An 18,722-nucleotide genomic window follows, 5' to 3' on the forward strand; every position below is an offset into this window, starting at 1 on the left:
GCGAGGGGTCGAAGATCGTGAGGTTGCCGGCCAGCGGCCGGCACTACCCCCGTGGCTGCGTCAGGTCGACGTTCTCCACCAGGAAATCAAGAAACGCGCGCACCCGCAGCGGCAGGTAGCCGCCCTGCCCCAGGAACACCGCGTGCACCTCTTCCAGGTCACCGGGGTTGGCCTCTTCCAGCACCGGCAGCAGGCGCCCGGCGGCAATATCCTGCTGCACCTGGAATGCTGCCAGCCGCGCCATGCCCAACCCACCCAGCACCAGCTGGCGCAGCGCATCGCCGTTGCTGGCGCGGGCGTTGCCACTGGGCAGCAGCATGCGTTCGCGCCCGTCCTGCAGCAACGGCCAGCCCTGCATCGCGCGCGCATGGCCGATATCCAGCCGGTTGTGCGACTGCAGCTCCTCGGCAGTGCGTGGCAGCCCGTGCCGCTGCGCGTAGGCCGGTGCAGCCACGATCATCATCCGCGTCGCGCCCAGCCGCCGCGCCACCAGGCTCGAGCTCTTCAGCGGACCGGCCCGCACCGCCACGTCGGTGCGCTGCTCCAGCAGGTCGATCACCTCGTCGTTGAGGGTCAGGTCCACGCCTACCTGCGGATTGCGCTGCAGGAACGCCGGCAGCAACGGCAACAGGAAATGCTGGCCGAACGGCACGTTGGAATTGACCCGCAGGCGTCCACGCGGCTCGGCGTGAGCACTGGCACAGCGCTCGGCCTCGTCCAGGTCGGCCAGCACGCGCAGGCCGCGCTCGTAGAACGCGCAGCCCTCGGGAGTCAGCTGCAGCTGGCGGGTGGAACGCTGCAGCAGGCGCGTCCCCAGCCGTTGTTCCAGCCTCGCCACCAGCTTGCTGACCGCCGACGGGGTCATCTCCAACGTTCGGGCGGCTGCGGAAAAGCCCCCGGTCTCGATCACCCGCACGAACACTTCCAGTTCGCCGGATCGGTTGATGTCGGAGCGCGCCATGGCAATGAATCCAGTTCACAGATGATTGTCCATGCGCAGTCTAGTTCACAGATGAGTACGGAATCACCATGGCCTTCCCTCCACCCGGGATTGCCCGATGAATCGTTTCAGCCAGCTCGTCACAACCGCATTGATCGGCCTGTCCAGTGCCGCCAGCGCCGCCCCTGCGCCGCACTGGGTCGCCAGCTGGCAGGCCAGCCCGCAACCGGTCTGGGGCCCGGAATTCCTGTTTCCGACCCTGGTCCCAGCCGCACTGCAGGACCAGACCTTCCGCCAGACGGCACGTATCAGCCTGGGCGGGTCTCGGCTGCGGGTGCGGCTGAGCAATGCCTACGGCACTCAACCACTGCGGATCGGGGCGGCGAGCGTGGCCGCCCGGGCGGGGGACACCCCGCAGCCGCTCAGTTTCGAAGGCCAGCCCGGAGTGCTGATCGGCCCCGGGCAGGAACGGCTGAGCGATCCGCTGCCACTGGCCACGGCTGACCGGCAGGCGCTGCAGGTCAGCGTCTTCGTGCCGGGACCGATGCCGGTACAGACGTTCCATTGGGAGGGCAGGCAGACCAGTTGGATTGCGCCTGGCGACCAGAGCCAGGCCCAGACACTGAGCGGGGCCAGCAGCACCACGGCCCGCCTGTTCCTGGCCGGCATCGAGGTCGAGGCGCCGACCAGCGCACGCAGCGTGGTGGTGATCGGCGATTCGATCACCGACGGCGCCACCGCCAGCCTCGACCAGGACCAGCGCTGGACCGACCATCTGGCCGCGCGTTTGGCACCGCGGGGCATCGCCGTGGTCAATGCCGGCATCTCCGGTGGCCGCCTCTTGCACGACGGCATGGGGGAATCCGCGCTCGCCCGCTTCCAACGCGATGCACTGGATCAGCCTGGCGTGTCCAGCGTGATCGTGCTGGTTGGCATCAATGACATCAGCTGGCCCGGCACCGCCTTCGCGCGCAAGCAGGCGCGGCCCACGCTTGCCGAGCTGCAGGCGGGCTACCGCGCCCTGGCCGAACAGGCCCATCGGCGGGGTCTACGCATCCTCGGCGCCACCCTGATGCCGTTCGCCGGCGCCCTGCCCGGCACGCCGCTGGACGACTACCACCACCCGGACAAGGACGCCCTGCGCAGCCAGCTCAATGCCTGGCTGCGCACCGACGGGCCGTTCGACGCGGTGATCGACCTGGACGCGGCCCTGCGCGATCCGGCCGATCCGTCACGGATGGCCGCCGCCTACGATTCCGGCGACCACCTGCATCCGGGTGATGCGGGGAACCGGGCGATGGCCGAGGCGGTGGATCTGGAGGTCCTGCTGGGTCGCAAGGGGTCAGGGCCTGTTCCCTTCAGGAAAGGGCCCTGACCCCAGCAACGAAAAACCCCGGGCAGGCCCGGGGTTTCGTCGCATCTGGCTGGCTGGATCGGCTTACTTGCGCTTCTTGCGCACGTACAGCACCAGCGAGTGCTCTTCCAGTTCGTAGCCGTGGTCGGCTGCGATCTTGCGCTGCAGCTCCTCGATCTCATGGCTCTCGAACTCGATGATCTTGCCGCTGTCCACGTCGACCATGTGGTCGTGGTGGCCGCCACGGTCAAGCTCGTAGACCGCCTGGCCGCCCTCGAAATTGTGCTTGAGCACGAGGCCGGCGGCCTCGAACTGGGTCAGCACCCGGTACACCGTCGCCAGGCCGATCTCGTCGCCATGCTCCAGCAGCTGGCGGTAGATGTCTTCGGCGGTCATGTGGTGCTGGGCATTGCGCTGCTCGAGCAGCGCCAGGATCCGCATCCGCGGATGGGTCACCTTCAGGCCGACTTTACGCAGGTCGTGGGTTTCCATAGGTCTCCGTTCATTGGCGATTTAGCGCCAGCTGCCTCGGATTGGGTCGCGGTGGCACGCCGGGAGTGTATCATCGGTTTGATTTCCCCAACCGCCAGTCCCGATGCGCAATCTCCTGTTGGTCGCCGCCGTCGCCCTGTCCACCACCGGGTGCGGCATCATCTACAAGCAACCCATCTATCAGGGCAACCTGATCCGGGAAGATGCCGTGGCCAAGCTGCAGGTCGGGCAGAGCAAGCAGCAGGTCACCGCGCTGCTGGGCACCCCGTCCATTCCCGATCCGTTCCACGCCCAGCGCTGGGACTACACCTCCAGCCAGCGGGTGAACCGCCTGGGACGTACTGAAGTGAAGAACTTCGTGGTGTTCTTCGAGAATGACACCGTGACCCGTTGGGAAGGCGATTACTTCCCGGGCAACGACAAGGCCCTGGCCCAGCAGACCGTGCGCCAGTTCGGCCGCAACCTGCCGAAGGACAAGAAGAAGAAGGGCCGCTGAGGCCCTGCCCGTCCCCACGGACGGGTTGCGGGCATCAACCGCCGAGCGCGCGTCGCCGGCGGTTGTCCTTGGGGTCGGCCAGCAACGGGCGTAGCAGCTCAATGCGGTCACCCTCCAGCAACACCTGCTGCGGGCGCGCCAGTACGCCATGCACGGCCACGGCCGGGCATCGGTCACTGCCTTCCAGCGCGGCGGCGGCAATGGCATCGGCCACGGTCGCGCCCTCGTCCAGCTGCAGCCGCCGCGACAGCACCTGCTGCGGCCAGGCCAGCACCACCTCGACCTCGATCATCGCTCAGGCCTCGTCGGCGACGCGGACGAAATCATTGACCATCCGATCGGCCAGACCCTGGAAGCCGATCGCCAGGGCCGGCCCCAGCAGGCGCGAGCTGGGCTCGAATTCCAGGGTCAGGGTGACCTTGCAGGCGTCCTCGGCCAGCGCATGGAATTCCCAGCGGCCGTGCAACTGCTTGAACGGGCCATCGCGCAGCTGCATGTCGATGCTGTGCGGGCGCTGCAGGGTGTTTTCGGTCTGGAACCAGGTGCTGAACGAACCCAGGCCAAGGTCCAGGCGCGCCACCAGCCGGTCCTCGCCCTGCTCCAGGATCTGGGCAGCCGAGCACCAGCGGAAGCGGCGCGGATAGGCCTGGACATCGTTGACCAGGTCGAACATGCGCGCGGACGAATGTTCGACCAGGGCGCTGCGGCGGATAGTAGGCATGAATACAGGGCGTTTCGGCAATCGACCGGGCGGGCCCGAATCGGAGACAATACGGAAATGAGCAAGAACAGCGGCAAGGATAAAGCAAAGAGCGCGACGGCCAACAAGACCATCGCGTTGAACAAGCGTGCCCGCCACGAGTACCACATCGAAGAACGCTTCGAGGCCGGCCTGGCACTGCAGGGCTGGGAGGTGAAGTCGATCCGCGCTGGCCGCGGCAACATCATCGATGCCTACGCCTACGTGAAGCACGGCGAGATCTTCCTGATCGGCGCCCAGATCACCCCGTTGATCCAGGCCTCCACCCACGTGGTGGCCAACGACCGGCGCGAGCGCAAGCTGCTGCTGCACCGGAGCGAGATCGACAAGCTGGTCGGCAAGGTCGAGCGCGATGGCTACACGATCGTGCCCACCGCGATGTACTGGAGCAAGAACAAGATCAAGCTCGAAGTCGCGCTGGCCAAGGGCAAGCAGACCCACGACAAGCGCGATGCCGCCAAGGACCGCGACTGGGCGATCGAGAAGCAGCGCGTGATGCGTCGCGGCAACCGCGACGCGTAAGGCCGCAGCGCATCACCTGTAAAGCCGGGCCATGCTCGGCTGTCTTGGTCTTCTGTAGAGCCGAGCCATGCTCGGCTTCGGTAAGAAAAGCAGTCGAGCATGGCTCGACGCTACAAAAGGCGGTCACCCCGCCAGCATGCCCTGCCCGCGCATGCGCGGCGCCAGCGCCGCGTGCATCACCGCCAGGTGCATCACCACCGCCAGTTCCGGCGCGTAGCGGTCATCGCCTTCCCGCCACTGCTGGGCCAGCTGCGCGGCATCATCGGGCAGCAACGACAGCAACTGGGCATCATCCAGCGCATCGGCGGCGCCCTGCAGCTGGCGCGCCAACTGCCGCGACTGCCACACGTGCACGCCAATACTGAGACTGGCCAGCGACATCAGGACCACGGCCAGCCCGTGCTCGAACCACTGCGACAGCACTTCCGGCCCCCACAGCAGGGCCGCCAGTACGGCCAGGCCCGGTAGGCGCCAGCCGAGCCAATGGATGCGACCGCGCTGCGACCAGTGCACCACCACCGCGCTGGCGACCAGGGCCGCCGCGGCTGTGGCCGGCAACTCCGTCACCCAGGTGGCCGCCAGCAGCACCGCCAGCACGGCCCAGACCCAGCCGGGCGGCAACGCGCGCCGCTGATAGTCGGCACCGACCGGCCCGATCAGCTGTCGCAGGCTGCGTTGTTGGCTTGCATCGGTCACCCACAGTCTCCGTGTCTGTCCTGGCTCGGATGGTCGTCGCCAGTGTGTCGCAAATTCGTGCCAATGACGTTACCAATCCGCTATGACGGCGGCTCTACAACGTGTTGTGGATTGCAAAGGTGACTGTTCAGCTGTTTTGCCGTAGCATTGCAACCGTTGGGCAGGCCCTGACCGTGGCAACGCGGGATCGGCCCTGTACCTTGCAGCACTGTAGAAACCGGGGGTGCATTGGTTTCGACGGGGGTTGTGAAGTCGCCTGGCGCATGCCGAGGGGGTAGCTTTCCTCGTAAATCCAGCTGCAAAACTCTAGTTGCCAACGACGACAACTACGCTCTGGCCGCTTAAGGCCTAAGCCTCGAAACCGCTTGTGTCCATGCTCGCGGTGTAGAGTCACTATCATGGAATCGCGCTGGGTGGCTGCCTGTCAGTCCGGCACTAGAACACAACAGGCTGGTTCCCGGATGCGCTTTGCACGCCGTGCTGTTCGGGGACGAGATCCAACGGTGAGCTAAGCATGTAGTGCTGGGGATGGAGTGCCTTCGGACGGCGGTTCAATTCCGCCCACCTCCACCAATACCGGGTCCGCAAGGGTCCACGAAAAGCCGGAATCCCTCGTCAAATAAGGGGCTCCGGCTTTTTCGTTTTCCACCCTTGTCCATGCCGTTCCGTTGCAGGCTATGAGACGTTGGGGGGTATATCTAGGGGTATCGCACCGCCCACGAAAAGCCGATACCCCCATGGCCCTGACCGACGTCGCGATCCGCCGCGCGAAGCCAGCCGACAAGCCGCAGAAGTTGTCCGATGCTGGTGGCCTCTACCTCTACGTCACTGTGGCCGGCGCCAAGAGCTGGCGTTGGAAGTACCGCTTCGGCGGCAAGGAGAAGGTGCTCGCACTGGGCCTGTATCCAGACGTGAGCTTGGCCAACGCCAGGGATGCACGCGACGATGCCCGGCGCCTGCTGCGCGGCGGAGTGGACCCCGGCGAGCAGAAGAAGGCTGCCGCTACTGCTGCCGTCGTGGATGCTGCTTCCAGCTTCGAGGCGATTGCCCGGGAGTGGCTGACAGCCCGCCCTTGGGTGCCGACGTACAGCAAGAAGGTCCAGGCTTGGTTCGAGAATGATGTCTTCCCCCACATCGGGAAGCTGCGCGCTGCAGACCTGAAGGCCTCCGACTTCCTGAAGATCGCCCGGAAGATGGAGGAGCGCCAGGCGTTCGAGTCCGCGCACCGTGTTATGCAGAACTGCGGCCAGGTCATGCGATACGCGGTTGCGACCGACCGAGCCGAGCGGAACCCGGTTGCGGACCTGCGCGGCGCTCTGGTACCACCCCCAGAACGGAACCACGCTGCGGTGGTGGATCCGGTCCAGCTCGGCGGCCTGCTGCGCGCCCTGCACGCCTACCGTGGCGCCGGTATCGTCAGCACGGCGCTCAAGCTGGCGCCTTTGGTCTTCGTGCGTTCAGGGGAGCTGCGGCAGGCCGAATGGACAGAGATGGATCTTGATGCCGGCTTGTGGGCGATTCCGGCAGCACGCATGAAGATGCGGCAGCCTCACATCGTGCCGCTGGCGCGCCAGGCGGTTGAGATCCTGCGCGAGCTGAAGCCATACACCGAGTCAGGAAAGTACGTGTTCCCCGCCCGGGGCAAGAAGGATCGGCCAATGTCGGAGGTGGCGGTGCTGGCCGCCCTGCGCGCCATGGGGTTCGACAAGGACACCGTGACCGGCCACGGCTTCCGTGCAACCGCGCGCACGCTGCTGGACGAAGTACTCGGGTTCCGTCCGGACATCATCGAGCACCAGCTGGCGCACGCCGTGCGCGACCCAAATGGACGCGCCTACAACCGCACGACTCATCTCGATGAGCGGATCCGGATGATGCAGGAATGGGCGGACTACCTGGACCGGCTGCGCGACGGCAACGTGGTGCAGCTGCGGGTTGCTTGACGTCTACACGCCGCGGCGCATCTGCTGCAGCCCTGCCCTAAGCCACACCTTGCGGGCGTCCTTCGGGCAGGGCTTTGTCTCTGCCGGCGGCTTGCGCGGTTCGAGTGCTGCCTTGATCCGCTCGACCTCCTTCGCCCCAGCCTCGGCCAGGCGCCTGGCCTGTTGCTGCTGCTCCAGGGGGGCGGCAGGCCGGGCAGTGGGTCGAGTGGTGCTGATGGTGTCGTGTCCAGCAGCCGGGCCACAGCGGCGCGCAGGCGCATCTCCGGGTAGAGCCTGGCCGCGCACCACCGCTCGGCATAGCGTTTGCCCTGACTGGTACTGGCCGCCGGGACGTCCTTGATCTGCCACATCTTGCGGGCATCCAGGTGCACCCGCACAGCGCCATCCTCGCCGCGGCTTACGTTGGCGATCTGTCGCCCGCTCCACCACAGCACCCAGCTCTCCCCCAACTGGACCCAGCCAGCGGGGATCGGGGCGGTGCGGAAGCCTTGGTAGCCGCGGGATGGAAGCATGGCGGGAAGGATACGCCCGGCGGTCGCACATCCTGAGATTGCAGCAAACTTGCAGCAATCAGGCCGATACTTGGAACATTCAATAAAATTCTTGACTCAATTGATCTTTAGGCAATACCTTTTGTCAATCGGATAAGGACAAGAGACGGCAGATGCAGGACGAACTCAATTTCGACACGATCAAGGTGCGTGCCGGCCAAGTATTCACGCCTGGCTCACCGGTGAACGCACTGGATCTCTTCGCCGGACGACTCGACCAGCTCTCAAAGATCATGGACGCTGTCTCCCAACGCGGATATCACGCGGTGCTATTCGGCGAGCGCGGCGTAGGCAAGACATCACTTTCGAACATCTTGATCCAAGTGATGCAGGGTAATGGCTACATCGTGTCGAAGGTCAACTGCGACGCCCAAGACACGTTCGACTCGATCTGGCGTAAGGCATTCCGCGAAATAACCTACACGCAGAAGGCACCAGGACCAGGCTTCAGACCCGAGCTGAAGACCACGGTGACCCCACTGGAAGCATCTTTGCCCGCCAGCATCACTCCTGACGATGTGCGGAGAACTCTGGCGCACTTGGGCGCTCAGGCAAACGTTCTCATCGTTCTTGATGAATTTGATCGTCTAAACCCAGACTCTGCCACAAGCACCCTTATTTCGGACACGATCAAGGGCCTATCGGATTTCGGTGTTAACGCCTCAATGCTGCTAATCGGCGTCGCCGACTCAGTCGGTGATCTCGTTGCCGGTCATCTCTCTATCGAACGCGCGCTCGTCCAGATTCCAATGCCGCGCATGTCGAGCGAAGAGATTGCATTGATTGTGGACAACGGGATGACCCGCCTAGGGATGACCATCGATCCAGGCGGGAAGAGTCACCTTGTCCATCTCGCACAAGGCGTGCCCTACATTGCACACCTGCTTGCGCTCTACAGTGCGCGATCTGCACTAACGGCCAGATCAATGCATGTGCAGCGCTTTCATGTTGATGAAGGTATCAAAAAGTCGCTGGAACAGTGGAATCAGTCGATTCGTACTGCTTACTACGATGCCGTAAAGAGTGCCCAGCCAGGCAACATTTATAAGGAAGTCCTACTCGCGTGTGCACTCGCAGAAATCGATGACATGGGGTATTTCGCTGCGGCCTCGGTGCGCGGCCCTCTTCGCGATATCACCGGTCGATCACTCGACATCCCGAATTTCTCAAGCCACCTAAAGCAGTTCAGCGAAGACATTCGAGGTGGCATTCTGGAACGAGTCGGTGTTGCGAGACGATTGAGATACAGGTTCGTAAGCCCACTCATGAAGCCGTACATCATCATGCGTGGCTATTCGGAAGGCCTGATAAAGTAGGGCCTGAGCAGGCACGGAGGCGCTCAGGCGCCTCCATTTCGGGATAGGTTTACCTACACGCCCCCGGCACGGTCGACGCCCTACCCTCCGGCCATGTGCGGCCGATTCGTCCAGCTCCCTGGCCCTAATCGTCAGATCGGCCCTAGGTCCTTCACGACCGCCTGGCCCTGCTGCAAGAACCCGATCAGCAGACGGCCACCGGCCACTTGCCGGCCCATCTGCTCATTGAGGTAGTTGGCCTGGAGCCGCCCAGCCGTCATCAGATCGACCTGCAGCATGCTGGGCGCGACGCCCTTGAGTGGATCACCTGGTGACGCGAACTGGCCACCAATCGGCTGGGCCGTGGTTGCGCGCCGACTGTCGCTCTTGGCATAGGCAGTGGCCATCATCCGGCCACTTCCCGACGACCAACCGCCCAGGATGATCTCGGTCCCCAGTTGTTCGATTGGTAGGTCAGCCTCCGCCGCCGCCCTCTCGTACTTCGGCCACAGCTGGTCCATTACTGATCCCATCTCGGCGGACAGCTTTTCAATGGAGAAATCCGCACGGAAGCTGGCTTGCAGGACCAGCTCGTAGATCTTCAGGAAAAACTGGGCTCCGCCTCTGGTAGCCAGCAGTACGTTGTGCTGCGGAATCAGGAGCATCACCAGCGGCGCCTCGTAACCACAGGGCTCGATGGTCTGGAGGTCGCCGCACTCAGGATCAGCCCCGACGCACTGCCCCACGCTCACGATGTGCCACGGGAGGCCGCTGGCCTCGCACATGACACGGTCGGCGTCAGAGGCGGCGGCAGACGCGTTCGGGTGGTCGCTGCTGCATTACCCGCTGCGGTCACGCCGCCGCCCCAAGCGCCGGCCACCGCATTGATGACGCCCACGGCCGCCTGCTTTGCAGCGATGCGTGCCAGGTCCGCGATGATGGCGTTAGCCATGTCACGGAACGACAGCTTTCCGGTCTGAGCGAACCGCACCCAGGCATCTTCCCAGCCGCCGAGTGCGCTGTTCATCAGGCCGTTGGCTGTCGGGCAGCAGGATCAGCACCAGGCCGACAGGCTCCTGGTTGGCAGGGTGGAGGATGTCCAGGCGGCGCTCTGCCGCCACGATGTTGGTCAGCTCGGTCATAAATCACTCCATAAAAAAACCCGCCTATCGGCGGGTTCATTGACAACGGTTGCGCAAAGGATCATCAGCGTAACGAACGCTCTACAACGGCTCGGCTGGTATCAGTACGTACGATCCATCGTGGATACTCCCCTGGAAGACGCCCCTCTTCGGCTCGAAGCTAAAAGTTACCAATAGCTCTCCCGCCCCGTCACGCAGTTTCAGCCCGTCACTAGTGAGTTCCCAATCTTCCGCTGCCAGTCTTAAGCCATTGCTGTCACTTTGCACCTGACCCTCCGAATCGAAAGTATGGCTCGAGAGTTCAGCGGCGCTTGTCACCCGCTGCTTGGTTGAAAATCGATAACTTGTCAAGAACGCCTTTAAAGCGTCAATCTTCGTCCCTTCTCCTAGCCCAGCAGAGAACGCATGCATGGCGGCCAACCTACGATTCTCAGCCTTTGCAACCGCAAGACTCTTCTTCGCCTCCTTTGTTTCATAGTGCTTCTTTCGAGCGTAGGCGCGTAGATCTGCGGCTTGGTCTTCCGTCATGACAGTACGGTCTTGCGATTTAAGCTCAGCAGTAAGCAGCCGCCTTTTCATCCACAACCCATACTTGTGCGCCCATTCCGTCACCCAAGGAACGCCAACTATGTAGATGACGGAAGACAAGAATGGCAGCGCAATATTGAATATAAGAAACTGCGACGCCGTAGGGTACATCTCATAATCAATGAATTCGAACCGCTTCCCCACCTTCATATCTGAAAATAGAACAAAAAGAACTCTATGATTCCAAGCCAGCCAGCTAAATACAAACGCCCCTACAAATGGACTATTGAGCCTAGTTGATACTGCGCTCTTTACTTGTTCTTTCAGTTCGGCAATTGCGCCACTGTCTTCGCTGGACATGAATCCCCCCAATAGACTCTGGGGGAGATTCTAGTTCCTGAGACACCTCCCAGGTAGTAGGTGGGAGAAGGAGCATTGAAGCTCCTTAGTGAGACTGCCAAGCACCCTGCCCTAGGGAGCAACAGGACCTGACACCGTGATCGGCGCCTGGTTCAGCGCCAGCGTGAAGGTGTTGAGGATGAAGTCCTCATTGCGGCCACCGGGCACGTTGGGACCGGTCACCAGACCGCGCAGGTACTCGACCGACCCGTCGGCCCGTTCCACCTTGAACGCATAGGCGTCCGGCACGTTGGGGGCGCCCGCAGCGCGCAGGGCCACCTGGCCGGGGTCGGTCAGGTCCTCGGCCACCTCCACCTGCGGGTCGCCGGCGTTGGTGATGCCCTTGCCCTTCAGGGCAACCAACGTGTCCAGCGTGTCGTACTGCACGATGTTGGTGTTGATGCCGCGCTCGCCGATGCTGCCGACCTTCTCCACCTGGACGAAGGTCAGGGCCGCGAACTCGGTTTCGGTCAGGTCGGCATTCTTGGGGGTGGCGCAGATGTAGAGCTTCGAACCTGCATTGGTTTTTGCCTCAGCGGCCATAGCCGTATCTCCTCGCGATGGGCGTAAAAAAACCCGCCACGGGGCGGGTCGTTGAAAAACAGAAAGGCCCGCTGGTGGGCGGGCCCTGGAAGGGACTTATGTCGGTTAGCGAGGACGCAACATCTTTTCGAGCCTTCTAAGGGCATCAAGTCCAGGATCTGACCGTCGGAAGGACTCCCCCCCCAACGGATCTCGCGTCAAGTTGCTCCGATACGCCTCGCTCATTTCAATCCACGTCGCGACCAGGCGCTTACGTCTGCGTCTGGACAGCCTGCGTGCAAGGGCATCGATCTCTGACGTCGTCGGGAGAGGTCGCTGCAAAAAGTCCTCTGGTCTTGCGATTTGCCGAACAACCCACGAGCGCAGTGGTGCACTCAGCTCGTTGAACTCCTTGCGCTTGTCTCGGCCCAATGCCAACCAGTGACCAAGGATCAGACCAAGGAAGAAACTAAGCACGCTCCATGTGTACTGGGTCATTTCGATTACTTCTTCGCAGGGCTCAGCTTCGCCGCCACCAGCTGCATGGCCTGCGGCCGCGTGAATCCCGCCTCTACGTAGGCCAAGTACTCAGCGCGGACGAATCGCGCCTGCTCGGCGCAGAACTCGTCCAGCAGCTGCCGGTTCCGCTTCATGCGGGTGATGGCATCGCGCATGGCCTGCAGCTCACCCTCGTTGGGGATCTCGTTGCTGCTGACCAGATGCAGGTTGGGCTGCCTTGTACGCATGCTCGTTCCTTCTCTACTAGGCGGTCAGCGCCTTGACCGTTGGGTCCGACGGTTGATGGCGGTCAGCGAACAACCTGCCCTCATCCTTGAACGCCCATACGGCATCGCGGACGACCTGCTCAAGCTGACCCAGAATTTCCTCGACGGCCACACTGTCTTCCTCAGCCGCATCGTCCAATTCACCGAGAGCCGCAAACGCCTGCCGCTCCAGCTCAAACATGTTCTTTCGACGTGAATCGTTTACAGCTGCCCTTAGAAGATTCATCAAGTGGAATACTCCCGACGCTTCGCGCGGGCTAATGTACTCACCAGCCGAGTAATACTTGACTAGAGCCTCGAGGAGATTCAGCCCGCTCTGGAGCACCCCCAAGTCCGCCGGCGCACAACCCTCCAGGCTAATCAAATCCAGCTCGTCACAGATACTCTCAATCAAGCTCACGTCGACACCCCCGTTGTGGTCGCTCGGATCATATCAGCCTAACTGAAGGATCCCCGCCATGGGATGGTGACCGGGTGCATGACCCGCTCCGGATCCTGGATGATGCTGGACGTCCAGGGCTTCCGCTCCACTCGCATGCCGGCGAAGGTCGTGCCTTTGGCGAAGGCAGCGATGATCTGGTCCGTGATCGCGGTACCGACCATGATCACTTGCCCCGGCCGGTAGCAGGCCGACAGCTGGCCGAACCCCTGCATCAGGGACGGTCCATCGTCTTCGATGCCGTAATTCTCGGTCCGGTTGGGGAACCACTGCAGCTCCAGCCAACGAGCGCCATTGCCTGTGGGCGGCTTGAACCCCTGCCCCGGGTAGGAACAGTCCAGCCTCTGGGCAGCAGCGAACTGCCCCACCAGCGTGGCGAATGCGTCATAGATCGCGGTGTCGCTCATCCCATCCGTCCTTTCACGTCGGCGGTGACCTCCGCCACGATGAAGTCCCAGCGCTGTGCCGCCGCCCGCGCAAAGCCCTTGCCGGCCTGGGCATAGGTTCTACCCAGGCTGTCTTCGCCCTGGAAGCCGTGCTCCATGCGCATGGCGTACTTCGCTGTCCAGCCAGCCCACACGGTCTGCCCCAGCTCCAGGGTGGCGAACACCACCTCCGGCGCCTGGGCACTACGGGCGTAGAGGGCCGATCACCACCGCTGCCTAGGCGTTTCCCCGCGCCGTAGCGCCAGGGATGCAAACCGCCCGGTTGCGTAGAAGCCAGCCCCAATCGCCTCACGGCGAGCGGAGGGGGTTTCGGCGCGGTGGTTGATCGGTGTTTGGGTCCCGGAAACGCAGAGCCCCGGCGCTAGGCCAGGGCTTCAGGGACAATTCTTGACAGTGGCAGAATGATGCAGATCAATTACGTCACTGTCAACTCAGCCGCGCAAACCACCTCAACGATCGAAGATAGGCCGGGTGGCGACCGCCGTACACATCCCGGTAGACGATATGAATGGTCAGTGGTGCTAGTGCCTTACGTAGCGATTCAATATCCGCGCCGCCCAACTCTTCGTCGGCCTTATAGCTGATTAGATCCACCTTGCCTCCCACTGGAATCGATCGGCCATCCATCTCGCCGACGAAGTACTCCCAATCGTTGAGTGGCGAAGGCATCAGGTCAATAAGCACGCTGCCCACTTCCTGCCCGTAATTGGTGATAACAAGCCGCTCAATTATCAACGGTCCAGTGCCATGATTGTGAAGCGCAACAACCGTTCCCTCTTCAAGATCCTGAAACTCAATAGCGGGCAATGGCCGAACGGACAACTTGTTGTGCTTCCGCTGGGCAAGAAGCGTAATGGCGGCGACCATGCACGCCAGCATCGCTCCGACCCCCGAAAGGCCGTTGCCATTTTCCTTAGCGAATGCCCACAGGTCCATCATGGAAGAAACTCCTCTATGCGGCAGCGGCGCCGCGCACGGAGTCTAATCCACGGCCCAGCTCGTAGCGATACTGCCGCAGCGTCAGTTTCCCGTCGTATTTCTCTGCGACCATGCGTGCCTTCACCGCCTGACTGGCCGACACCGTGAACTCGGTCCGGACGATCAGAGCGCGCATTGGGTACTGCCGCTCCATCGATGCCAGGGCTCGGTCGATCCAACGCAGCTCATCCGGAACGCCAACATCGACCGCGATCTCTGGGTTGCGTGAGGATGATCCGCGTCGCTGGAGGCGCGAATCGGATCCGCCGCCCACAGCGGCACGATGCGCAAGCCTTTCACGCCGGCGCCAGCAGCCATCAGTCGCCGCCGGTCCGTGCCGTCGCGGCCAACCAGATCCTGGATGGCGCGTTCCCGTGTCAGCGGGGCGTGGTCGCGAACCTTGTCCAGGACATGCACGCTCCTGTCGGCGCGGCTCAGCGCAAATCGATTCACCTGGGCGTGGCCCCAGCGCCGCAGTTCTTCGGTCAGCGGATCAGTGTTGCGCATCGCGCATGCCCTCCAGTACGGCGTCATCGAATCGGAAAACCGGCAGCTTGCTGTCGGTGTCGCAGGTGCCGGCCCGGTCGGGCCAGCCCTTGCAGTGGAACCCTGCAGCGCCGGTGGCCCGGAACTGGCAGATGGAGCAGCGGCCGTGTTTCTGCACGTAGGACCGGTAGCGCTTCTGCATGCGCAGCTCGGCGCCGATCATGCGGCCGCCTGGCCCATGGCCAGCTGGTGCTCGGCCCAGAGGGCGATCAGCAGCGCGTCGGCCCGACCGTTGTCCTTCTTTCGCTGCAGCTGGAACGCGGCGGCCGGGAACCGCTGGATCGCCAGCAGCCGGGCGGCGTCCTTGTCCTGGCCGATCAGCCCAAATCGGCGCTTCCAGACTGCCGGGATGGCACGCAGGTAGGGCACGCCCATCACCTGCAGCACTGCGCGGGCCTGGCCGTAGCTGTCGCCGAAGCGGAATGCGCTGGTACCGCCATCACCGGGCCGTGCACCGACCTTCTCCAAGGCTGCCTGCAGGTCGGCACCCGGATGGGCCTCTCGCTGGGCACGGATGAAGGTCGCCACCGCGCGGGCGTCGACCTCCTTCCAGCCGTCCACCTCGCGGGTGGGCATGTCCAGGATCGGACCGGGCACGCCGTCGATCAGGGTGGCCACTGCGCCCGAAAGGCCAGGGTCAATGCCAAAGGTCAGACGGCCGGTCGCCATGAGGTCTTCTCCAGGTGCTTTTCGATCAGGGTGTTCTGCAGGTCCAGCAGGTAGTCATCGCTGCCGACCTCCTGCCGGAACTTGTGGGGCTGGCGGGCGTAAGACGGCCCGAACAGTTCCTCACACCGAGCAGCGGACATGCCACCGAACGGTTCGCCGCGGTGGGACCATGGATTCAGGCCGATGGTAAAATCGTGGCCACGGCGGTTGGCGCCGTGCTTACCGCCGACCGTCAGGTGGTGCACTTCGGCCGGGATAGGCCTGTCGTACAAGTCGATGCCCAGGCTGTGGGCCACGATGCAGCCGATCTCGGCGATAGCATCCATACGCTGCTGCTGGGCTAAGGTCGGCTTGCCGGTAAAGCGGCCGCGCTTCATGATTCCCACCGAAGCGCCCGCTCTTGGGCAACCATGGACTGGATATGGCCATCACACTTGTTCGACATTGCCCGCATTGCAAAGCGCCGTCGGTCGCCATGCGACCTATCGGAGTCGTTGCCACTGGTCAAAACAAGAGCACCGCGGTGTTTTCCTGCAACAGATGCAATGAAATCCTCTGTGTGCGCGCGATTACTCCCAGTAACGGCATGCAATGGGTTATGTCGAGCGGCACAGGAGACTTCGATCAGACTGCGAAGAACTCCAACGTCATAGTCACTGATACATACCCTGTCAAAGAGTCGCTCGATGCCCCCGATCACGTTTCGGCCGCGGTACGGCGCCCATTCGTCCAAGGCCTTGATAACGCCGAACGAGGTAATTCCGATGCTGCCGCTTCCATGTTCCGCAAAGCCATCGATGTGGCCACTCGAGAACTTGATCCCTCCACCACAGGGAAGCCACTGGCCAAGCGCATTGATCTTCTCGCAGACAACGGCAGGTTGACGTCGGACCTTAAAGAGTGGGCGCACCTCATTCGCCTTGACGGCAATCAGGGCGCGCATGATGACGAAGAGCTTTCTCGCGAAGAGATCGAGCAACTCAAAGAATTCACTCGGCTTTTCCTGATCTACACCTTTACCCTCCCCGCACAGGTTCAGGCTAGGAAGGAAGAAGCGTCCCAAGGCTAAAAGTGCCTGCATTACGTCACCCTCCTGTTCTGCCCGGCCATGTTCCAGAACTCGGCGCGCACGTCGTCTAGCATCACATGGGTGTAGCGCTGGCCGATGTGCTCAGTGATCCCATCGAACAGGACTTGGAATCGGTCCTGTTCCATTTCGTCGAAGGACAGGCTCTCCGCTTGCTTGACCATCAGGCGGCCGACGCCGGGGACGTCGATCTCCATTTCCTCGCAGCAGGTGCCTGACTCGCGCTGTAAGCGCTTCACCGCGTCGTGGCTGCCGAGCTGCTCCCACCCCTCCACGTTGTCGACCATCAGCTGGCCAATCCTGTGCACCAGGCGGTGCTGCCAACCCTCACGCGGCTGCTTCAGTTCTGCGCGGACTTCGCGGCCCACCTTGAACTTGCGCTCGCGCATCAGGCGCTGGTCGACCTCATGAGCCGGCACCAAGGCGCCTACAGGTTCACCAGTGGCCGGATCGATCAGCTTGGTCACGACCATGTAGATCGGTCGGCGCGCGCGCTTCGTGCGGATCTTCCGCGCAGCTGGTGTCATCACGGTCATGCGTCGTCTCCTGCAGCAAGGTCGCGCCGGCTACGGCGGCGTCGGCCCGAAGCCGGCACGTCGAAGTCGTCATCGCTACTGCCGACGGTGGATGTGCCCTTCAGGGTGTAGTTCGGCCGAGGGCCGGTGTAGTCATCGAAGGCGCTGCATTGCAGGCGGTGCTGCAGGTAGCGGGTGCCGGTCTCGCCCTGGCGGTTCTTCGCAACGATCAACTCCGAGATCCCGGGCGCGCCGCAGGCTTCCTTGCTGCAGTAGTCGTCCCGGTGTACCCGTCGGCCGTGCGCCGGAAACCCTGCCCGCGCTGAGCATCCAGGTAACGGGCATGGTCACCGCCTCCAACTTGGCCGAGTTCAAGGAGAACGCGCTGGCGGTCCTGAGCGCGATCAACCGGGAACTCCAGTCCGATGAGGACTTTGCCAACGCCGAGAAGACCGTGACGTGGTGCAAGGGCGTCGAGGAACGGATCGAGGCGACGAAGCAGCAGGTGCTGGACCAGACGGCCGACATCGATGCGGTGTTCCGCACGATGGACGACGTGGCCGCCGAGACGCGCAAGATTCGCCTGGAGCTGGACAAGCTGGTGGCGAAGCGGAAGGAGGAGCGCCGAACCGAGATCGGCAACGCCGCTCGTCGCGCGGTGATCGACCACATTCAGGGAATCAACGAAACGCTGGGCGCGCATGCCGTTCCGATGCCGGCCACGCTGGTCGCGGATCTGCAGGCTGCCATCAAGGGCAAGCGCTCCTTCTCCAGCATGCAGGATGCGGTCGACGTGGTAGCGACCAACGCCAAGATCACCGCCAGCCAGGCGGCCGACCGCATCCGCGCCAACATCGCCATCCTCGCCGAGCACCCGGACTACGCCACCCTGTTCGCTGACCGCGTGCAGTTGTGCGCCAGCAAGGCGCCGGAAGATCTGCGCAACCTGGTGGCGGCGCGCATCTCCGAGCACCAGCAGGCGGAGCAGGCCCGCCTGGACGCCCATCGCGAGCAGATCCGAAAGGAGGATGAAGCCCGTGCACAGAAGGCGGCAGCTACCGTGCAGCAGCCCGAACCTGTGGCAGCCCCGCCGGCAGCGGCAGCAGTGCGCACCGCTCCGACCGCAGTGGTCAGCGCCCCGGCACCGAGCGCCGCGCCGCGCGAGGTCGTCAAGATCAAGCTGGGTCAGGTCGTAGACCTGATTGCACCGCTGAAAATCGACGCCGAAGGCCTGCGCCAGCTGGGCTTCGAACCGATTGCCACCGAGCGCGGTTCGAAGCTGTACGACGCCAGCCAGATCGATGCCATGCGCGGCGCGATGATCCGACACCTGCAGCAGCCGCTGCCCGACACCCACGCGCAGGCCGCGTGATGGAGTTCTGGCGCACCAGCGAACTGCGGGCCCTGCGCCAGATGGAGGGCCGCCACGCAATGACCGTTGCGGCTGCCCTCGGGCGCTCGCCCCGCGCGGTCCAGGACATGGCCCGCTGCCAAGGGATGCCGGTACCGCGCCAGCGTCATGCCCGGTACTGGCCGGCCACCACTAAACGCCGCGCCCGGCAGCTCCGGGCCAGCGGCAACACCGTCAACCAGATCAGCGCCGCGCTGGGTGTCCCG

At 63.4% G+C, this 18,722-nt stretch carries 30 protein-coding genes, 1 other RNA gene and 1 pseudogene; 9 read left to right on the forward strand and 23 right to left on the reverse strand.

Annotated elements, in window-relative coordinates; translation table 11 throughout:
- Positions 1-43: 43 nt before the first annotated feature.
- Positions 44-961, reverse strand: coding sequence for a LysR family transcriptional regulator (locus AC5P67_RS18955; protein ID WP_005409237.1), 918 nt, complete (start codon positions 959-961; stop codon positions 44-46).
- 97 nt (positions 962-1,058) lie between these two features.
- Between AC5P67_RS18955 and AC5P67_RS18960 the strand changes: the two genes are divergently transcribed.
- A complete protein-coding gene (locus AC5P67_RS18960; RefSeq protein ID WP_495215098.1) occupies positions 1,059-2,315 on the forward strand; it encodes an SGNH/GDSL hydrolase family protein in 1,257 nt (418 codons plus the stop codon).
- Between the two features lie 63 nt (positions 2,316-2,378).
- On the opposite strand, the gene fur is transcribed toward AC5P67_RS18960, so the two are convergent.
- Positions 2,379-2,786: a ferric iron uptake transcriptional regulator gene (gene fur / locus AC5P67_RS18965; RefSeq protein ID WP_005409235.1), complete on the reverse strand. Its 408-nt coding sequence runs from the start codon at positions 2,784-2,786 to the stop codon at positions 2,379-2,381.
- A 103-nt stretch (positions 2,787-2,889) separates the two neighbouring features.
- On the opposite strand from fur, the gene AC5P67_RS18970 reads away from it, so the two are divergent.
- A complete protein-coding gene (locus AC5P67_RS18970) occupies positions 2,890-3,282 on the forward strand; it encodes an outer membrane protein assembly factor BamE (protein WP_005409234.1) in 393 nt (130 codons plus the stop codon).
- A 34-nt stretch (positions 3,283-3,316) separates the two neighbouring features.
- Here the strand turns inward: AC5P67_RS18970 and AC5P67_RS18975 are convergent, their stop codons facing one another.
- Complete coding sequence (locus AC5P67_RS18975; protein WP_005409233.1) at positions 3,317-3,574, reverse strand: RnfH family protein; 258 nt, start codon at positions 3,572-3,574, stop codon at positions 3,317-3,319.
- Positions 3,575-3,577: 3 nt separating this feature from the next.
- Entirely contained in the window at positions 3,578-4,003 is a 426-nt protein-coding gene (locus AC5P67_RS18980) for a type II toxin-antitoxin system RatA family toxin (RefSeq protein ID WP_005409232.1), read from the reverse strand.
- Between the two features lie 57 nt (positions 4,004-4,060).
- Here AC5P67_RS18980 and smpB point away from each other — a divergent pair, with 57 nt between their 5' ends.
- Positions 4,061-4,564 (forward strand): SsrA-binding protein SmpB, encoded by a 504-nt coding sequence (gene smpB, locus AC5P67_RS18985; protein WP_005409231.1) that lies wholly within the window; start codon positions 4,061-4,063, stop codon positions 4,562-4,564.
- Positions 4,565-4,687: 123 nt separating this feature from the next.
- Here smpB and AC5P67_RS18990 read toward each other — a convergent pair whose 3' ends face one another.
- The gene (locus AC5P67_RS18990; RefSeq protein ID WP_005409230.1) at positions 4,688-5,260 is read right to left on the reverse strand and encodes a hypothetical protein; all 573 of its coding nucleotides are present in this window, start codon (positions 5,258-5,260) and stop codon (positions 4,688-4,690) included.
- Positions 5,261-5,479: 219 nt separating this feature from the next.
- On the opposite strand from AC5P67_RS18990, the gene ssrA reads away from it, so the two are divergent.
- Positions 5,480-5,833: a transfer-messenger RNA gene (gene ssrA / locus AC5P67_RS18995) on the forward strand.
- A gap of 164 nt (positions 5,834-5,997) precedes the next feature.
- Entirely contained in the window at positions 5,998-7,203 is a 1,206-nt protein-coding gene (locus AC5P67_RS19000) for a tyrosine-type recombinase/integrase (RefSeq protein WP_241889289.1), read from the forward strand.
- 3 nt (positions 7,204-7,206) lie between these two features.
- On the opposite strand, the pseudogene AC5P67_RS19005 reads toward AC5P67_RS19000, so the two are convergent.
- Positions 7,207-7,715: pseudogene (locus AC5P67_RS19005) on the reverse strand (hypothetical protein).
- A gap of 152 nt (positions 7,716-7,867) precedes the next feature.
- On the opposite strand from AC5P67_RS19005, the gene AC5P67_RS19010 reads away from it, so the two are divergent.
- Positions 7,868-9,070 carry an ATP-binding protein gene (locus AC5P67_RS19010; RefSeq protein ID WP_111193321.1) on the forward strand — a complete coding sequence of 401 codons (1,203 nt, stop codon included), beginning with the start codon at positions 7,868-7,870 and terminating at the stop codon, positions 9,068-9,070.
- Between the two features lie 131 nt (positions 9,071-9,201).
- Here AC5P67_RS19010 and AC5P67_RS19015 read toward each other — a convergent pair whose 3' ends face one another.
- From AC5P67_RS19015 to AC5P67_RS19085, 15 genes are all read right to left on the reverse strand, one after another.
- Positions 9,202-9,834 (reverse strand): MPN domain-containing protein, encoded by a 633-nt coding sequence (locus AC5P67_RS19015; RefSeq protein WP_241889290.1) that lies wholly within the window; start codon positions 9,832-9,834, stop codon positions 9,202-9,204.
- Positions 9,798-10,076: a phage tail tape measure C-terminal domain-containing protein gene (locus AC5P67_RS19020; protein ID WP_111193322.1), complete on the reverse strand. Its 279-nt coding sequence runs from the start codon at positions 10,074-10,076 to the stop codon at positions 9,798-9,800. The genes AC5P67_RS19015 and AC5P67_RS19020 overlap by 37 nt, the downstream gene beginning before the upstream one ends.
- Positions 10,003-10,191: a hypothetical protein gene (locus tag AC5P67_RS19025; protein WP_181453178.1), complete on the reverse strand. Its 189-nt coding sequence runs from the start codon at positions 10,189-10,191 to the stop codon at positions 10,003-10,005. Before AC5P67_RS19025 ends, AC5P67_RS19020 begins: the two co-directional genes overlap by 74 nt.
- A gap of 81 nt (positions 10,192-10,272) precedes the next feature.
- Entirely contained in the window at positions 10,273-11,079 is an 807-nt protein-coding gene (locus tag AC5P67_RS19030) for a hypothetical protein (protein WP_146256485.1), read from the reverse strand.
- Positions 11,080-11,190: 111 nt separating this feature from the next.
- A complete protein-coding gene (locus AC5P67_RS19035; protein WP_111193324.1) occupies positions 11,191-11,661 on the reverse strand; it encodes an acyl-CoA synthetase family protein in 471 nt (156 codons plus the stop codon).
- Positions 11,662-12,143: 482 nt separating this feature from the next.
- Entirely contained in the window at positions 12,144-12,386 is a 243-nt protein-coding gene (locus AC5P67_RS19040) for a hypothetical protein (RefSeq protein WP_111193325.1), read from the reverse strand.
- A gap of 16 nt (positions 12,387-12,402) precedes the next feature.
- Complete coding sequence (locus tag AC5P67_RS19045) at positions 12,403-12,825, reverse strand: hypothetical protein (protein WP_111193326.1); 423 nt, start codon at positions 12,823-12,825, stop codon at positions 12,403-12,405.
- A gap of 38 nt (positions 12,826-12,863) precedes the next feature.
- Positions 12,864-13,271, reverse strand: coding sequence for a phage tail terminator-like protein (locus tag AC5P67_RS19050; RefSeq protein ID WP_111193327.1), 408 nt, complete (start codon positions 13,269-13,271; stop codon positions 12,864-12,866).
- A complete protein-coding gene (locus AC5P67_RS19055; RefSeq protein ID WP_241889291.1) occupies positions 13,268-13,474 on the reverse strand; it encodes a hypothetical protein in 207 nt (68 codons plus the stop codon). Before AC5P67_RS19055 ends, AC5P67_RS19050 begins: the two co-directional genes overlap by 4 nt.
- A gap of 262 nt (positions 13,475-13,736) precedes the next feature.
- Positions 13,737-14,249, reverse strand: coding sequence for a hypothetical protein (locus tag AC5P67_RS19060; protein ID WP_111193328.1), 513 nt, complete (start codon positions 14,247-14,249; stop codon positions 13,737-13,739).
- A 13-nt stretch (positions 14,250-14,262) separates the two neighbouring features.
- Positions 14,263-14,424, reverse strand: a complete 162-nt coding sequence (locus tag AC5P67_RS19065; protein ID WP_241889292.1) for a hypothetical protein — start codon at positions 14,422-14,424, stop codon at positions 14,263-14,265.
- The gene (locus AC5P67_RS19070; protein WP_241889293.1) at positions 14,412-14,795 is read right to left on the reverse strand and encodes a hypothetical protein; all 384 of its coding nucleotides are present in this window, start codon (positions 14,793-14,795) and stop codon (positions 14,412-14,414) included. Before AC5P67_RS19070 ends, AC5P67_RS19065 begins: the two co-directional genes overlap by 13 nt.
- A complete protein-coding gene (locus AC5P67_RS19075) occupies positions 14,782-14,997 on the reverse strand; it encodes a hypothetical protein (protein ID WP_111193329.1) in 216 nt (71 codons plus the stop codon). The genes AC5P67_RS19070 and AC5P67_RS19075 overlap by 14 nt, the downstream gene beginning before the upstream one ends.
- Positions 14,994-15,503: a RuvC family protein gene (locus tag AC5P67_RS19080; RefSeq protein WP_111193330.1), complete on the reverse strand. Its 510-nt coding sequence runs from the start codon at positions 15,501-15,503 to the stop codon at positions 14,994-14,996. Before AC5P67_RS19080 ends, AC5P67_RS19075 begins: the two co-directional genes overlap by 4 nt.
- The gene (locus AC5P67_RS19085; protein ID WP_111193331.1) at positions 15,485-15,880 is read right to left on the reverse strand and encodes a Ref family recombination enhancement nuclease; all 396 of its coding nucleotides are present in this window, start codon (positions 15,878-15,880) and stop codon (positions 15,485-15,487) included. Before AC5P67_RS19085 ends, AC5P67_RS19080 begins: the two co-directional genes overlap by 19 nt.
- A gap of 44 nt (positions 15,881-15,924) precedes the next feature.
- Here AC5P67_RS19085 and AC5P67_RS19090 point away from each other — a divergent pair, with 44 nt between their 5' ends.
- Positions 15,925-16,572, forward strand: coding sequence for a DUF4145 domain-containing protein (locus tag AC5P67_RS19090; protein WP_111193332.1), 648 nt, complete (start codon positions 15,925-15,927; stop codon positions 16,570-16,572).
- An 11-nt stretch (positions 16,573-16,583) separates the two neighbouring features.
- Here AC5P67_RS19090 and AC5P67_RS19095 read toward each other — a convergent pair whose 3' ends face one another.
- Both AC5P67_RS19095 and AC5P67_RS19100 read right to left on the reverse strand, forming a co-directional pair.
- Positions 16,584-17,126: a hypothetical protein gene (locus AC5P67_RS19095; protein ID WP_111193333.1), complete on the reverse strand. Its 543-nt coding sequence runs from the start codon at positions 17,124-17,126 to the stop codon at positions 16,584-16,586.
- Positions 17,123-17,338, reverse strand: a complete 216-nt coding sequence (locus AC5P67_RS19100; protein WP_111193334.1) for a hypothetical protein — start codon at positions 17,336-17,338, stop codon at positions 17,123-17,125. The genes AC5P67_RS19095 and AC5P67_RS19100 overlap by 4 nt, the downstream gene beginning before the upstream one ends.
- A 110-nt stretch (positions 17,339-17,448) precedes the next feature.
- On the opposite strand from AC5P67_RS19100, the gene AC5P67_RS19105 reads away from it, so the two are divergent.
- Together AC5P67_RS19105 and AC5P67_RS19110 are read left to right on the forward strand one after the other, a co-directional pair.
- Positions 17,449-18,477: a hypothetical protein gene (locus AC5P67_RS19105; protein ID WP_495215100.1), complete on the forward strand. Its 1,029-nt coding sequence runs from the start codon at positions 17,449-17,451 to the stop codon at positions 18,475-18,477.
- A partial coding sequence (locus AC5P67_RS19110) for a hypothetical protein (protein WP_495215101.1) occupies positions 18,477-18,722 on the forward strand: 246 nt, incomplete at its 3' end. The genes AC5P67_RS19105 and AC5P67_RS19110, both read left to right, overlap by 1 nt.

Source organism: Stenotrophomonas sp. YJH_SMC_21 (assembly GCF_059369555.1).

What these genes read in the sequence shown, in the direction of transcription:
- AC5P67_RS18955 (WP_005409237.1), bottom strand. Translation starts at nt 961, where the DNA reads ATGGCGCGCTCCGACATCAACCGATCCGGCGAACTGGAAGTGTTCGTG.
- AC5P67_RS18960 (WP_495215098.1), top strand. Translation starts at nt 1,059, where the DNA reads ATGAATCGTTTCAGCCAGCTCGTCACAACCGCATTGATCGGCCTGTCC.
- fur (WP_005409235.1), bottom strand. Translation starts at nt 2,786, where the DNA reads ATGGAAACCCACGACCTGCGTAAAGTCGGCCTGAAGGTGACCCATCCG.
- AC5P67_RS18970 (WP_005409234.1), top strand. Translation starts at nt 2,890, where the DNA reads ATGCGCAATCTCCTGTTGGTCGCCGCCGTCGCCCTGTCCACCACCGGG.
- AC5P67_RS18975 (WP_005409233.1), bottom strand. Translation starts at nt 3,574, where the DNA reads ATGATCGAGGTCGAGGTGGTGCTGGCCTGGCCGCAGCAGGTGCTGTCG.
- AC5P67_RS18980 (WP_005409232.1), bottom strand. Translation starts at nt 4,003, where the DNA reads ATGCCTACTATCCGCCGCAGCGCCCTGGTCGAACATTCGTCCGCGCGC.
- smpB (WP_005409231.1), top strand. Translation starts at nt 4,061, where the DNA reads ATGAGCAAGAACAGCGGCAAGGATAAAGCAAAGAGCGCGACGGCCAAC.
- AC5P67_RS19000 (WP_241889289.1), top strand. Translation starts at nt 5,998, where the DNA reads ATGGCCCTGACCGACGTCGCGATCCGCCGCGCGAAGCCAGCCGACAAG.
- AC5P67_RS19010 (WP_111193321.1), top strand. Translation starts at nt 7,868, where the DNA reads ATGCAGGACGAACTCAATTTCGACACGATCAAGGTGCGTGCCGGCCAA.
- AC5P67_RS19015 (WP_241889290.1), bottom strand. Translation starts at nt 9,834, where the DNA reads ATGTGCGAGGCCAGCGGCCTCCCGTGGCACATCGTGAGCGTGGGGCAG.
- AC5P67_RS19020 (WP_111193322.1), bottom strand. Translation starts at nt 10,076, where the DNA reads ATGAACAGCGCACTCGGCGGCTGGGAAGATGCCTGGGTGCGGTTCGCT.
- AC5P67_RS19025 (WP_181453178.1), bottom strand. Translation starts at nt 10,191, where the DNA reads ATGACCGAGCTGACCAACATCGTGGCGGCAGAGCGCCGCCTGGACATC.
- AC5P67_RS19030 (WP_146256485.1), bottom strand. Translation starts at nt 11,079, where the DNA reads ATGTCCAGCGAAGACAGTGGCGCAATTGCCGAACTGAAAGAACAAGTA.
- AC5P67_RS19035 (WP_111193324.1), bottom strand. Translation starts at nt 11,661, where the DNA reads ATGGCCGCTGAGGCAAAAACCAATGCAGGTTCGAAGCTCTACATCTGC.
- AC5P67_RS19040 (WP_111193325.1), bottom strand. Translation starts at nt 12,386, where the DNA reads ATGCGTACAAGGCAGCCCAACCTGCATCTGGTCAGCAGCAACGAGATC.
- AC5P67_RS19050 (WP_111193327.1), bottom strand. Translation starts at nt 13,271, where the DNA reads ATGAGCGACACCGCGATCTATGACGCATTCGCCACGCTGGTGGGGCAG.
- AC5P67_RS19060 (WP_111193328.1), bottom strand. Translation starts at nt 14,249, where the DNA reads ATGATGGACCTGTGGGCATTCGCTAAGGAAAATGGCAACGGCCTTTCG.
- AC5P67_RS19065 (WP_241889292.1), bottom strand. Translation starts at nt 14,424, where the DNA reads ATGCGCGCTCTGATCGTCCGGACCGAGTTCACGGTGTCGGCCAGTCAG.
- AC5P67_RS19070 (WP_241889293.1), bottom strand. Translation starts at nt 14,795, where the DNA reads ATGCGCAACACTGATCCGCTGACCGAAGAACTGCGGCGCTGGGGCCAC.
- AC5P67_RS19075 (WP_111193329.1), bottom strand. Translation starts at nt 14,997, where the DNA reads ATGATCGGCGCCGAGCTGCGCATGCAGAAGCGCTACCGGTCCTACGTG.
- AC5P67_RS19080 (WP_111193330.1), bottom strand. Translation starts at nt 15,503, where the DNA reads ATGGCGACCGGCCGTCTGACCTTTGGCATTGACCCTGGCCTTTCGGGC.
- AC5P67_RS19085 (WP_111193331.1), bottom strand. Translation starts at nt 15,880, where the DNA reads ATGAAGCGCGGCCGCTTTACCGGCAAGCCGACCTTAGCCCAGCAGCAG.
- AC5P67_RS19090 (WP_111193332.1), top strand. Translation starts at nt 15,925, where the DNA reads ATGGCCATCACACTTGTTCGACATTGCCCGCATTGCAAAGCGCCGTCG.
- AC5P67_RS19095 (WP_111193333.1), bottom strand. Translation starts at nt 17,126, where the DNA reads ATGACCGTGATGACACCAGCTGCGCGGAAGATCCGCACGAAGCGCGCG.
- AC5P67_RS19105 (WP_495215100.1), top strand. Translation starts at nt 17,449, where the DNA reads ATGGTCACCGCCTCCAACTTGGCCGAGTTCAAGGAGAACGCGCTGGCG.